The sequence below is a fragment of the Streptomyces doebereineriae genome (assembly GCF_031845645.1).
Classification (GTDB): Bacteria; Actinomycetota; Actinomycetes; order Streptomycetales; family Streptomycetaceae; genus Streptomyces; species Streptomyces canus.
The window spans coordinates 822,850-835,675 of record NZ_JAVREZ010000002.1 but is presented as its reverse complement, the minus strand read 5'-3'; the positions used below and the strand labels follow the sequence as shown (position 1 = coordinate 835,675).

The following is a 12,826-nucleotide window of genomic DNA, read 5'->3' as shown; positions in this document are numbered from 1 at the left end:
GGGTGTCCGAGCTCGAGGCCCTGAGGGGAACGGGAGTTCTCGGGGCGAACGGGTGACCTTTTCTGGGGTTGCTCGTTGACTGCTGTGACAGGGGCCTTCGGCCTGGCGGGAGGGGATCGGGTGGGCGGGCTGCGGGAGTTGGCTGCGTCGTTTGTGGTGCCCGCTCCGGCCGGGGTGGGCCCTTCGGGACCGGTTGCGGGTGTCTGCGGTGGATGCGGCGGTGCTGGTTGAGGTCGGGGTGTTCCTGGGTTCGCTGGCGGCCGGTGATCTCGCCGAGCGGTCCCGGCAGGGGCTGGGTCATGATGCGGCGTCCTGGGCAGTGCGCAAGCGGGAGCTGACGGGGAGGTCGTCGGCGCGCTGGGCGGGCAGTATCACCAAGGCCAGCCATGATCAGTGGACGCTGGCCAGGCGCGGGCAGGCCGCCCACATGGCCTGGCTGCGGCGGCAGATCGCGTCCATCGGGGCGCGGCTGGCCCAGCCGCTCGGTGCCAAAGCCGACAAGCGCGCAGAGCTGGTGCGCGGGTATGCCTCGCGGGGCGAGTGGCATGCCAAATCTCGCCGCCTGCAGACCCTCAAGGATCGGCTGGCGGTGGTGGAGGCGGACTGGGCGGCGGGCCGGGTGCGGGTGGTGCGCGGCGGTAAACGCCTCGCCCGCGCCCGCCATCATCTGGACGCGGCGGGGCTGGACGTGCACGGCAACCCGGTCGGCGAACCCCAGCGCTACTTCTACGACCTCACCGGCACCGCCCAGCATCGGGACGCGCAGATCCGGCACGCGCTGACCCGGCTGCTGCACCACGCCCGGTGTTGCGGGGCGTCCGCGATCGCCATCGAGGACCTCGACTTCAGCGATGGCACCAGCCGCGAGAAGCACGGCCGCAGCAAGCGTTTCCGTCGCCTCATCTCCCGCTTCCCCACCGCGAAGCTCAAGGCCCGGCTGGTGTCGATGGCCGCCGAGCAGGACATCGCCGTCATCGCGGTCGACCCCGCCTACACCAGCCGCTGGGGCGCCCAGCACTGGCAGCAGCCGCTCACCACGACAACCCGCAAGATGTCCCGGCACGATGCGGCAAGCATCGCGATCGGGCGACGCGCCCTCGGCCACCCGATCCGGCGACGGACGACACCGCCCCTGTCCCACCAGAGTGATGGTGCGGGGCATCGGATCGTCCAGGCCCGACCGGAGACCCGTCGGCGCGAGGGAACCCACCCCCCATGTTCCCGGACCGCGCACCGGATGCGCGCCGGCCGGGCCATGGAGCGAAAGCGGGCGACCAGGGTGCCCAACACCGTTCGGAGCACCCGGCTGAGCGTGCGTTCTGGCGACAGGACTCACTCCCGCTCAGTCCTTAGGAACGGTAGTACAGGCCCCCACCCGCAGGTTTACGTTCGCAATACTTGCCTTTGCCAAGTTTTTATGGCGCACTCACCCCGTTTCATTTGCCTGTAGCAACCAAGCACATCTATGGTTGCCCTAAGCAACGAATACGGGAGGTGTGATGGCCGAGCAGACGCGATACGAGGAGCTGATCCGTCAGTTCAGCGCCTTCGGCGCTGTGAAGAGGGAGATCGGACGGATGATGCCGTCCGAGTGCCCCGCCGGTTCCGCCGCCGTACTGACCCTGCTCGGGCGCTACGGAGACATGCGCATGAGCAGGCTCTCCGAGCTGCTCGCCGTGGACATGTCCGTGACCAGCCGGCACGTGGCGCACGTCGCCGAGCGCGGCTGGATCGAACGCTCCCCCGACCCGGCGGACAAGCGCTCACGCATCCTGCGGCTGACGCCGGCCGGCCAGGCGCTCCTGGACCAGCTGTCCTGTCGGACCTGCCAGCTGCTCGCCGAACGGCTGAGCGACTGGAGCGACGACGAGGTGGCCCAGCTGACCGCGCTGATGGCCCGCCTCCGGGCGAGCTTCGACGACACCCGCGCCCACGGCCCCGAACCGCGGCCGCCCGTGCCCCCCGTACTCGAACAGATCACCCGTACACCCGCGACCACCCAGTAAGAGAAGGAAGCCCATGGCTACGACCACACCAACCGGTGTGCGGGCACACGCCAAGCACGGGGGAGGCTCCACCGAGTACGCCCCCATGACGCACCGGCAGATCATGGAGGCCATCTCCGGCCTGCTGCTCGGCATGTTCGTGGCGATCCTGTCGTCCACGATCGTCACCAACGCACTCCCGCACATCATCAGCGACCTCGGCGGCGGCCAGTCCGCCTACACCTGGGTCGTCACCGCCGCCCTGCTGTCGATGACCGCGGCCACTCCCCTGTGGGGCAAGCTCGCCGACCTGTACAGCAAGAAGGCGCTCGTCCAGATAGCCCTGGTCATCTACGTCCTGGGCTCCGCGGCGGCGGGTCTCTCGCAGAACGCCGGCATGCTGATCGCCTGCCGCGTCGTCCAGGGCATCGGCGTCGGCGGCCTGTCCGCCCTCGCGCAGATCGTCATGGCGGCGATGATCTCCCCGCGTGAGCGCGGCCGTTACTCCGGCTACCTCGGCGCGACCTTCGCCGTCGCCACCGTCGGCGGTCCGCTGCTCGGCGGTGTCATCACCGACACCTCGTGGCTGGGCTGGCGCTGGTGCTTCTACGTCGGCGTCCCCTTCGCCGTCATCGCGCTGATCGTGCTGCAGAAGACCCTGCACCTGCCGGTCGTGAAGCGGGACGTGAAGGTCGACTGGGCCGGTGCGTTCTTCGTCGCCGCCGCCGTCTCGCTGCTGCTGGTCTGGGTCACCTTCGCCGGTGACAAGTACGACTGGATCTCCTGGCAGACGTACGCGATGGTCGGCGGTTCCATCGTCCTCGGTCTGGTGTTCGTGCTGGTCGAGTCCAAGGTGCGCGAGCCGATCATCCCGCTGCGCCTGTTCAGGAACCGCACCATCACGCTCGCATCGCTGGCCTCGCTGTTCGTCGGTGTCGCGATGTTCACCGGCACGGTCTTCTTCAGCCAGTACTTCCAGCTGGCCCGCGACAAGTCCCCGACGATGTCGGGTGTGATGACCATCCCGATGATCGGTGGTCTGTTCGTCTCCTCCACCGTCTCCGGGCAGTTCATCACCCGCACCGGACGCTGGAAGGCGTGGCTGGTCAGCGGTGGTGTGCTGGTGACGGCCGGTCTCGGTCTGCTCGGCACCATCCGGTACGACACGGCCTACTGGAAGATGTCGATCTTCATGGCCCTGCTGGGTCTCGGCATCGGCATGATGATGCAGAACCTGGTGCTGTGTACGCAGAACCAGGTCGACCCGGGCGACCTCGGCTCCGCCAGCTCCACGGTCACCTTCTTCCGTTCCCTCGGCGGTGCGGTCGGCGTCTCCGCGCTCGGCGCGGTCATGTCCCACCGGATCACGCACTACGTCACGGACGGCGTCGCCGCCCTCGACCCCAAGTACCAGGCCGCCCTGTCCGGTTCCGGCTCCTCCACCGACAGCATCCCGGACCTGAGCAAGCTCCCGGCCCCGGTGCGCACCCTGATGGAGAGCTCCTACGGCCACGGCATCGCCGACGTGTTCCTGATCGCCGGTGCCCTCGCGGCCGTCGCGTTCCTGATCACGCTGTTCATCAAGGAGGTTCCGCTGAAGACCAAGGGCGCACTGGCGCAGGCGGCCGGCGACGACTCGTCCGCCGAGGCCCCCGCGGAGGCCGCGACCCCCGCGGAAGCTGCGGCTCCGACGACTGCCGGGCACACGCCGAGCTGGGCCTCGACCACCTCCGACACCGAGACCGCTCCCGACGGCACGCAGCGGCTGTCCGCCGTCGCCACCCTGACCCGCCCCGAGGAGCCCTCGGCCGGCTCCGGCGGCATCCCGGTCCGCGGCTTCGTGCGCGGCAACGAGAGCGCGCCGGTCCCGCAGGCCGCGGTCACGCTGATCTCGCTCGCGGGACGGCAGCTGGGCCGGTCGGTGACCCAGGCCGACGGCTCCTACGCGGTCGAGGCGCCGAGCGTGGGGTCGTACGTCCTGATCGCCTCGGCCGACGGCTTCCAGCCGCAGGCGTCCACGGTGCTCGTGAACAGCGAGCCGGTGGCCTACGACGTCCTCCTCAGCGGCACCAGCGGGCTGAACGGACTCGTGCGGGCCGCGCGGAGCGGGGAGCCGGTCAAGGACGCGATGGTGATCGTCACTGATGTGCGGGGTGATCTGCTGGCCACCGGGACCACCGGTGAGCAGGGCGAGTTCGCCTTCGGCGAGCTGGTGCCGGGTGCGGTGACCGTCGCGGTGAACGCCGCCGGGTACCGGCCGCGCGCGCTGCCCGTCGAGGTCGGTGGCACCGGCGTCACCCGTATCGAGGTCGACCTCGACTCGGGCGCCCGCCTCCAGGGTGTCGTACGGGCGCCGCACGGTCCGCTGGCCGACGCACGGGTCACCCTCGTGGACGCGGCGGGCAACGTGGTCGGTACCGCCACCACGGGGACGGACGGGGCGTACGCCTTCACCGACCTGGACGGCGGCGAGTACACGGTCATCGCGACGGGGTACCCGCCGCAGGCGACGGCCCTGACGGTGAACGGCCCCGCGGTCGACGGCCACGACATCGAACTCGCCCACCCCGGCGAGTAGTCCACCGACTCCGGCCCGTGGCAGGAGCGCGCTCCGAGCGGAGGTGCGCGCCCGCCACGGGCCGGTCTTCTTCGAGGAGTTACGTGAAATGGGACTGAGCGCGAGGATCCGGACCCGGGACGGCTGGGCCGTGTCGCACGCGGTCGTCACGGTGACCGACATGACCGGGACGCAGGTGCTGCGCGCGGAGGCGGACGCCGAAGGGGCGGTACGGGACGGCACACCGCTGGAGCCGGGGCCGTACACCGTCATCGTCACGGCCGTCGGCTACGCGCCCGCCGCGTCGAGCGCGATCGTCACCGCGAGCGGCCGGGCCGAGGTCGGCACGGTCACGCTGGCCCGCATCGGCGGGGCGGAACTCCCGCCGCCGGGGCCCTGGACCGTGGACCCGGCCCACTCCGGCGTGGGCGCGGTCGCCCAGCACCTGGGCATCTCCAGCGTGCACGGCCGCTTCACCGACTTCACGGCGGCGATCGAGGTCGCCCCGGACGACGTGACCAAGTCGCGGGTGGAGGCGGTGATCCGGGCGGCGTCCATCGACACGGGGAACGCGATGCGGGACGAGCACCTGCGGTCGGCGGACTTCCTGGACGTCGAGCGGTATCCGGAGATCACGTACCGGTCCACGGGGCTGGCCGTGGCCGGTACGGACCGGTGGACCGTGCGGGGTGAGCTGGCGATGCGTGGTGTCGTGCGCCCCGTCGACCTGGACCTGGCGTATCTGGGGACGGGGGCCGATCCCTGGGGCGGGACCCGTGCCGCCTTCCGGGCCACCACCCAGCTTCGGCGGGAGGACTTCGCCATGAACTACAACCAGGTCGTGCAGGCGGGGATCGCGGCGATCGGTACGACGCTGAAGGTCGAGCTCGATGTCCAGGCGGTACAGGGGGAGTCGCTGCCGCAGGCCTGAGGCCGTTGTCAGTGGCAGGTCGTACCGTTCTGGCATGGAGCGAACCACGGGGGTACAGGCCTACTACGCCGAGTCGGCGCAGCGGCTGGGAAGGGTGTACGAGAGCGTCTCCTTCGAGTCGGTGCACGAGGCGCTGCTGGATCTGCTGCCGGAGGCGCCCGCGCGGGCGCTGGACGTCGGCGCGGGGACGGGGCGGGACGCGGCGGCGCTGGCCCGGCGCGGGTTCACGGTCGATGCGGTGGAGCCGGTGGCGGAGCTGCGGGACCTGGCCGAGGGGCTGCATCCCGGCAGCGGGGTGGCCTGGCGGGCGGGTGCCCTCCCGGAGATACCCGGCGTCCAGGGGCCGTACGACCTCGTCCTGCTGTCCGCGGTGTGGATGCACCTGCGGCCGGAGGAACGGCCCCTCGCCATGCGGCGCCTGGCTGAACTGCTCGCCCCCGGCGGCATCCTGCTGATCACCCTGCGGCGCGGTGAGCCACCGGCGGACCGGCAGATGTTCGACATCGCGCCGGAGGAGGTCGCCGGGCACGGGGCAGGGGCGGGGCTGAAGCTGCTGCGGATCGTGGACGAGAAAGCCGACCGACTCGGCCGTGAGGCGGTTCACTGGAACGCCGTGGCGCTCCAACTAGGCTGACGTCATGGCACCGAACATTGCGACCAACAAGGCCGTCTCGCTGGACGAGTTGCTGGACTTCGTACGGCCCCGGCACCGGGCGATCCTGCTGACGCGGCGGGGGGACGGGTCACCGCAGGCCTCGCCGTTGACCTGCGGGGTGGACGACTCCGGGCGGATCGTCGTCTCGACGTACCCCGAGCGGGCCAAAACGCGCAACGCGAAGCGGGACTCCCAGGTCAGCGTGATCGTGCTGAGCGACGACTGGAACGGACCGTGGGTGCAGGTCGACGGGACCGCGGAGGTCGTCGACTCGCCGGAGTCCGTGGAGCCGTTGGTGGAGTACTACCGGAACATCGCAGGGGAGCACCCCGACTGGGACGAGTACCGGGCGGCGATGGTGAAGCAGGGCAAGTCGATCATTCGGGTGACGCCGGTGCGGTGGGGTCCTGTGGCTACCGGTGGATTTCCCGAGCGGTTGGCTTCGCCGGACGCCTGAGGGGCCCTGGGTCGGCGCACCTAAGCGGGTCCGGCCATCGCCTCGATTCCCTTGATCAACAGGTCCAGGGCGAACGTGAAGTCCCGGTCCCTCATCTCCTCCACCGTGTCGCCTCCCCTCGCCGTCATGATCTCCTCGTTCTCCTTGAGGATCTCCGCGGCGCCGGGAGCCCGGGTGGCGGTGGTCATGGCGTGGCGGAAGTAGGCCTCCTGGGTCATGCCGGCCTGGGCGGAGCGGGCGATGAAGTGGCCCTCGATGGTGCCGAAGCCGTAGACGAACTGGAAGACGGCGGAGATCGCGCCGGTGATGCCGTGTGCGGGCAGGCCGGTCTTGCGGATGACCCGGTGCACGATCCGGGAGAGCGCCAGGGAGTTGGGGCCGATGTTGAGGAACGTCCCGGCCAGCGGTGAGACCCAGGGGTGCCGGACCAGCAGGCCCCGGTACTCCTTGGCCACCGTGCGCAGTTGGTCCCGCCAGTCCTCGTCGGCCTCCGGGTCCGGCAGCTCCAGTTCGCCGAAGGCCGCGTCCAGGGCGAGTTCGAGGAGGTCGTCCTTGGTGTCGACGTACCAGTAGACGGACATCGCGGTCACGTTCAGTTCGGCGGCCAGCCGCCGCATGGAGAACTTGGCCAGTCCTTCGGCGTCCAGGAGACGGACCGTCACCTCGGTGATCCGGTCCCGGTCGAGCCCCGACGGCTGCCCGCCGCCACGGCCGCTCCGGCGCACCTTGCCCTCCAGCCACACACTGGTCCGACCCGAGGCCTTCTGACCTGCGTTGGGCATGGCGCACCTTTCGAAAGCATCCGTCCACTTGCAAAGATGCTAGGCCTTACCGGGCGCGAGCCGTATCGTTGTGCGGCTCCGCCGCGTGGGCGCGACCAGCCACGACGGACTCGCACCCGCCGACGGCCCGAAGCTCCGAGCTCCTAGGCACCCTCTGCCTGCTCAGCCCGCCGCAGCAACACCGCGGCGACCACTCCGCCCAGCAACACAGCGCCCGCCCCCACCAACTGACTGCTCTCCAGGCCGGAGGCGAACGCCTCGGTGATCCGGGCCCGCTCCTGTGCCGACCCCGCCTGCGCCAGCGCCGCCGGCAAGGACGCCGCCGCCACCGGGACCAGCGCCGCGAAGCGGGAATTCAGCACCGCGCCCAGCACCGCGACCCCGAGCCCCTGCCCGAACTCGGCGAGCGTTCCGTTGATACCGGCTCCCACCCCCGCCTTCTCCGGAGGGATCGCGCTCATGACGGCGTTGGCCATGGCCGGCATCGCGAAGGCGACCCCGGCGCCCATGACGACCAGGCCGGCCAGCATGCCGCCGTACCCGTGACGGCCGAGCACGGCGATCGCCGCGAGGCCCACCGCCAGACAGGTCATCCCGATGGCGATGGTGAGCGGTGTGCCGGCCCTCGGCAGGAGCTTCGCGCTGACCCCGGTGAGGTTGAGGGCGACGATGGTGAGGGCGAACGGCGCCGTCCGCAGTCCGGCCTCCAGCGGGTCGTATCCGAGGACGAACTGCAGGTGCTGCGTGAGCAGGAAGAGCGAGCCCGCCATGCCGAAGGCGACGAGGATCGCGCCCGCGACGGCCCCGGTGAACCGCTGGTTGCGGAAGAAGTGCATGTCGAGCATGGGGTACGGGACGCGCAGTTCCCATACGGCGAACCCGGTCAGCACCACGGCTCCGACCGCGGCGGAGGTGAGGGTGGTGGCGGAGGTCCAGCCGTGGTCCGGGCCGGAGATGATCGCGTAGACGACGCTCGTCATGCCGATCGTTGAGAGCAGTGCGCCGAGCAGGTCGGGGCGGTCGCCCTGCGGGTTCTTGGACTCGGGCACCAGGGCCAGGACGGCCACCAGGCCGATGGCCGCGACCGGGATGTTGATGAGGAAGATCGCGCCCCACCAGAAGTGGTCGAGCATCACGCCGCCGAGCAGCGGTCCTACGGCGAAGCCGAGCGAGTTGACCGTCGACCAGAGGCCGATCGCCTTCACGCGTTCGCTGTCGTCGAAGATCTGGACCACGACGGCGAGCGTGGTGGTGATGAGGAGCGCGCCGCCGACGCCCATGCCGGCGCGGGCCGCGATCAGCTGTGCGCTGGTGGTGGCGAGACCGGCCACCAGGGAGCCGACGCCGAACAGGGCCAGGCCCGCCATCAGCAGCTTCTTGCGGCCGTAGCGATCGGCGGCGCTGCCCGCGGTGAGCAGCAGACCGGACTGCACCAGCGAATACGCGTTGATCATCCACTGGATGTCGGAGGTGGCCGCGCCCAGTTCCCGGGTGAGCGAGGGGATCGCGACGTTCAGGACGGTGTTGTCGAGCAGCACGGTCAGTTGCGCGAGACAGATGACGCCGAGTATCAGCCAGCGCTGGGGATGGCCCTGGGAGACGGTGACGGGAGCGGGAGCGGACATGCCGTACACCGTAGAACAGTTCCCATACGCTGTACAACAAACTTTCCGGCTACGGACATGGCACAGGGGCGGCAACCCACGCGGCTGCCGCCCCTGTGCCCTGATCCGGTCCTACGTCAGCCGCTCGCCTTCTGGGTGAGGTCGTAGAAGGTGGCCGAACCGACCGTCACCTTCTTGAAGGTGGCCTCTACCCACGAGGTGATCTGCGAGGACGTACCGCTGCTGCTGCCGCCCATGCCGCCGCCGGAGCCGCTGGAGATGAAGTAGTGGATCTTTCCGTCCGCCACGTACTCCTTGAACTGGGCCAGTGTCGGGGACGGGTCGGTGCCGTTGAAGCCGCCGATCGCCATGACGGACTCGTCGGTGGCCAGCTGGTAGCTCGCGGCGTTCTGGGCGCCGATCGCGGCCGCCGCCCAGGTGTAGTCGTCCGCGTCGGCCGTCAGCAGCTTCTTGGCCTCGGCGGAGACGGACGCACCGTTGAGCAGGCCGCCGACACCGCCGCCTCCGCCCATGCCGCCGCCGTCACCTGTGGTGCCGCCGGGCATGCCGCCCTGCTGGTTCTGCGTGTTGCCGTTGCCCTGGGTGTTGCCGTTCTGGCCGGGCATCCCGCCGCCGAAGCCGCCGGTACCGCCCGTGCCGCCGCCCGGGAAGCCCTGGCCCTGCTGACCCTGGCCCTGTGTGGTGCCGTTGCCGTTCTGGGTCTGGCCGCCCGGGCCGCCGGTGCCGCCGCCGAAGCCGCCGCGCCCGCCGCCACCGGGACCGCCGCCCATCATGCTCGCGCCCGCGGGGCCGGCCGTCGGGATGGACCCGGTGTGCGCGGAGTTCACCGTGCTCAGCGTGTACGCCGTCGGACCGGCGAGCGCGGCCATGATGCCCAGGGCCGCGGCACCGAGCGCCAGCTGTCGGCCGAGCCTGGCCACGAAGATCAGGCCGAGCGCGGCGACCAGGCCGCCGGTCAGGACCAGCCACTTCAGCCAGGGCAGGTAGTCGGGGGTGCGGTTGAGGAGGACGTACCCCCAGGCCGAGGCCGCCACGACGGAGGCCGCGAGGGTGAGCGAGGCCCACATCTCGGCGCGCTTCTCCCACAGGGTCCCGGCGCCCATGCCGACCACGGCGGCGATGTAGGGGGCCAGGGCGATCGTGTAGTACTGGTGGAAGATGCCCGCCATGTAGCTGAAGACCACCAGAGTGATCAGCAGCGAGCCGCCCCAGACGAGGAACGAACCGCGGGTCACCGACGTCCGCTTGAGCTTGCGCGTCGCCACCAGGCCCGCGACCAGCAGGATCAGCGCGGCCGGCAGCAACCACGAGATCTGGCCGCCGATCTCGGAGTTGAACATCCGGTCCCAGCCGGTCTCGCCCCACTGTCCGGTGCCGCCGGCGCCGCCACCGCCGCCGATGCTGCCGGTCTCCTCGCCGTTCAGACGGCCGAGACCGTTGTAGCCGAAGGTCAGCTCGAGGAACGAGTTGTTCTGCGAGCCGCCGATGTAGGGGCGGGAGGAGGCGGGCCACAGCTCGACGATCGCGACCCACCAGCCGCCGGAGACGATCAGGGCACCGGTCGCGGCGGCCAGCTGACCGAGGCGCTTCTTCAGGGAGACCGGCGCGCAGACCGCGTACACGATCGCCAGCGACGGCAGGATCAGGAAGGCCTGGAGGGTCTTCGCGAGGAACGCGAAGCCGATCGCGACGCCCGCCCACACCAGCCACTTCGTCTTGCCGTCCTCGATGGCACGGACGACGAAGTAGCAGGCCAGCGCCATCAGCAGGGCCAGCATGGCGTCCGGGTTGTTGAACCGGAACATCAGCGCCGCGACGGGGGTGAGCGCGAGCACGGCGCCCGCGATCAGACCTGCTCCGGGGCTGAACCGGCGGCGCACGGACGCGTAGACGACGGCGACCGTGCCGACGCCCATGAGGACCTCGGGGCCGAGGATCGTCCACGAGTTCAGGCCGAAGATCCTGGCCGCGATCTCCATCGGCCACAGGAAGGCCGAGGGCTTGTCGACGGTGATGGCGTTGCCCGCGTCCAGCGAGCCGAAGAACATCGCCTTCCAGCTCTTGGTGCCGGCCTGGACGGCCGCCGAGTAGAAGGAGTTGGCGTAGCCGGAGGCGCTCAGGTTGTAGAAGTAGAGCGCCGCGGTCGCGAGCAGCAGGCCCCAGAAGGCCGGGCGTGCCCAGCGCGGGTCCTCCGGGCGGCCGCGCCACAGTCTCCGCGCGAGGGGCTGTTGGGGTTCACCGGACTCGGGGGCCGGGGGAGCGACCGGCGCCTCGGGGGCCGTCGCCGCCGGACCCCACCCGGAACCCTGCTGGGTCGGATGGTCGGTCTGCGTGGTCATCAGGAGTTCCTCGGGTCGGTGTCGGTCGGGCGCACCGGCTGCAACTGCACGGTGGCGTCCCTCCAGGAGCGCTGCTCCGCGGCTTCACCGGCGCGGAACTCGGTTGTCTCGTACGGCGACTGCGGCGCCGTGGCGTACTGGTGCGCGGTGGGGCGCTGGGGCAGCGGCGCGTAGGGCTGCTGGGTGGAGTGGGTCGGCGAGGACGGGCTGTGGCCGGCCACCACCGTGGAGCGGGGCTGGTCGTCGTCGCGGTCGGGGAAGACCCAGGCCCTGAAGAGCAGGAAGCGCAGCACGGTCGCCGCGAGGTTGGCGGCGATCAGCACCGCCAGCTCGGTGGAGTGCGCGGGGTCGCTGCTGGCCGCGTTGAGCGCGGCGAGCGAGCCGCTGGTCAGCGCGAGGCCGATACCGAAGACCACCAGGCCCTGCGCCTGGTGCCGGACGGCGCCGCCCCGCCCGCGCACCCCGAAGGTCAGGCGCCGGTTGGCGGCGGTGTTGGCGACCGCGGAGACCAGCAGGGCCAGCGCGTTGGCGATCTGGGAGCCGCCGAACTGGCGGAAGGCGCTGTAGAGCACCAGGTAGAAGAGGGTCGACAGACCGCCGACCACACAGAACCCGACGAGCTGGCGGGCCAGCCCCGTGGGCACGTCCTGGATCTCGCGGTCGCGCGGGTCGTCGCCGAACGGCCGGGTGATCCGGTCCAGCGGCAGCGATCCGCTCGCCAGGGCCTTGCCCACCCGCCACACCCCCTTGAGGTCCTCGGTCGCCGTCTTCACGATGTGGACGGTGGAGTCGGGGTCGTCGACCCAGTCGACGGGCACTTCGTGGATACGAAGCCCCGCGCGCTCGGCGATGACCAGCATCTCGGTGTCGAAGAACCAGCCGGTGTCCTCGACGAGCGGCAGCAGGACCTGCGCCACGTCACGCCGGATGGCCTTGAAGCCGCACTGCGCGTCGGAGAAACGGGCCTGGAGCGAGCCGCGCAGGATGAGGTTGTAGGCGCGGCTGATGAACTCGCGCTTGGGGCCGCGCACGACCCGGGAGCTGCGGGCGAGCCGGGAGCCGATCGCCAGGTCGGAGTGGCCCGAGATCAGCGGGGCCACCAGCGGCAGCAGGGCGTTGAGGTCGGTGGACAGGTCCACGTCCATGTACGCGAGGATCGGGGCGTCCGAGGCGGACCAGACGGTCCGAAGGGCCCGGCCGCGCCCCTTCTGCTCCAGCCGGAAGGCCTTGACCTCCGGGATCTCCGCCTCCAGCCGCTGCGACACCAGGGGAGTGGTGTCCGTCGAAGCGTTGTCCGCGATGGTGATGCGGAACGCGTACGGGAACGTGCGCTTGAGGTGCTCGTGCAGTCTCAGCACACACGGCTGGAGGTCCTTCTCCTCGTTGTAGACGGGGATCACTACGTCCAGGACAGGCGTACCGGCGTCGCCGGCCGGGAGGTGCTCCCGCGCCGGCAGGGTGCCGGGAGAAGAGTCGGTTCGCATGTGAACGACTC

General features: G+C 70.7%; 9 protein-coding genes and 1 pseudogene. 6 read left to right on the top strand and 4 right to left on the bottom strand.

The genetic code is table 11. The features are described from left to right. Nucleotides 1–120: 120 nt before the first annotated feature. The 6 genes and pseudogenes from RNB18_RS09365 (at nt 121) to RNB18_RS09340 (ending at nt 6,585) form a co-directional block, all read left to right on the top strand. A pseudogene (locus RNB18_RS09365) lies at nt 121–1,353 on the top strand (IS200/IS605 family accessory protein TnpB-related protein). Nucleotides 1,354–1,499: 146 nt separating this feature from the next. Next, entirely contained in the window at nt 1,500–2,006 is a 507-nt protein-coding gene (locus tag RNB18_RS09360; protein WP_311713644.1) for a MarR family winged helix-turn-helix transcriptional regulator, read from the top strand. A 13-nt stretch (nt 2,007–2,019) separates the two neighbouring features. Beyond that, nucleotides 2,020–4,563: an MFS transporter gene (locus tag RNB18_RS09355; RefSeq protein ID WP_311713643.1), complete on the top strand. Its 2,544-nt coding sequence runs from the start codon at nt 2,020–2,022 to the stop codon at nt 4,561–4,563. Nucleotides 4,564–4,651: 88 nt separating this feature from the next. After that, a complete protein-coding gene (locus RNB18_RS09350; protein WP_280858768.1) occupies nt 4,652–5,473 on the top strand; it encodes a YceI family protein in 822 nt (273 codons plus the stop codon). 34 nt (nt 5,474–5,507) lie between these two features. Further along, nucleotides 5,508–6,107 carry a class I SAM-dependent methyltransferase gene (locus RNB18_RS09345; protein WP_311713642.1) on the top strand — a complete coding sequence of 200 codons (600 nt, stop codon included), beginning with the start codon at nt 5,508–5,510 and terminating at the stop codon, nt 6,105–6,107. 4 nt (nt 6,108–6,111) lie between these two features. Further along, nucleotides 6,112–6,585 (top strand): PPOX class F420-dependent oxidoreductase, encoded by a 474-nt coding sequence (locus RNB18_RS09340; RefSeq protein WP_057609263.1) that lies wholly within the window; start codon nt 6,112–6,114, stop codon nt 6,583–6,585. Nucleotides 6,586–6,605: 20 nt separating this feature from the next. Here RNB18_RS09340 and RNB18_RS09335 read toward each other — a convergent pair whose 3' ends face one another. The 4 genes from RNB18_RS09335 to RNB18_RS09320 form a co-directional block, all read right to left on the bottom strand. Then, nucleotides 6,606–7,367 (bottom strand): TetR/AcrR family transcriptional regulator, encoded by a 762-nt coding sequence (locus RNB18_RS09335; protein ID WP_311713641.1) that lies wholly within the window; start codon nt 7,365–7,367, stop codon nt 6,606–6,608. 143 nt (nt 7,368–7,510) lie between these two features. Beyond that, nucleotides 7,511–8,992 (bottom strand): MFS transporter, encoded by a 1,482-nt coding sequence (locus tag RNB18_RS09330; RefSeq protein ID WP_311713640.1) that lies wholly within the window; start codon nt 8,990–8,992, stop codon nt 7,511–7,513. A gap of 116 nt (nt 8,993–9,108) precedes the next feature. Then, on the bottom strand, nt 9,109–11,331 hold the full coding sequence (locus RNB18_RS09325; RefSeq protein WP_311713639.1) for an ArnT family glycosyltransferase: 2,223 nt from the start codon (nt 11,329–11,331) through the stop codon (nt 9,109–9,111). Then, entirely contained in the window at nt 11,331–12,815 is a 1,485-nt protein-coding gene (locus RNB18_RS09320) for a bifunctional glycosyltransferase family 2/GtrA family protein (RefSeq protein WP_311713638.1), read from the bottom strand. Before RNB18_RS09320 ends, RNB18_RS09325 begins: the two co-directional genes overlap by 1 nt. Between the last annotated feature and the right edge of the window lie 11 nt (nt 12,816–12,826).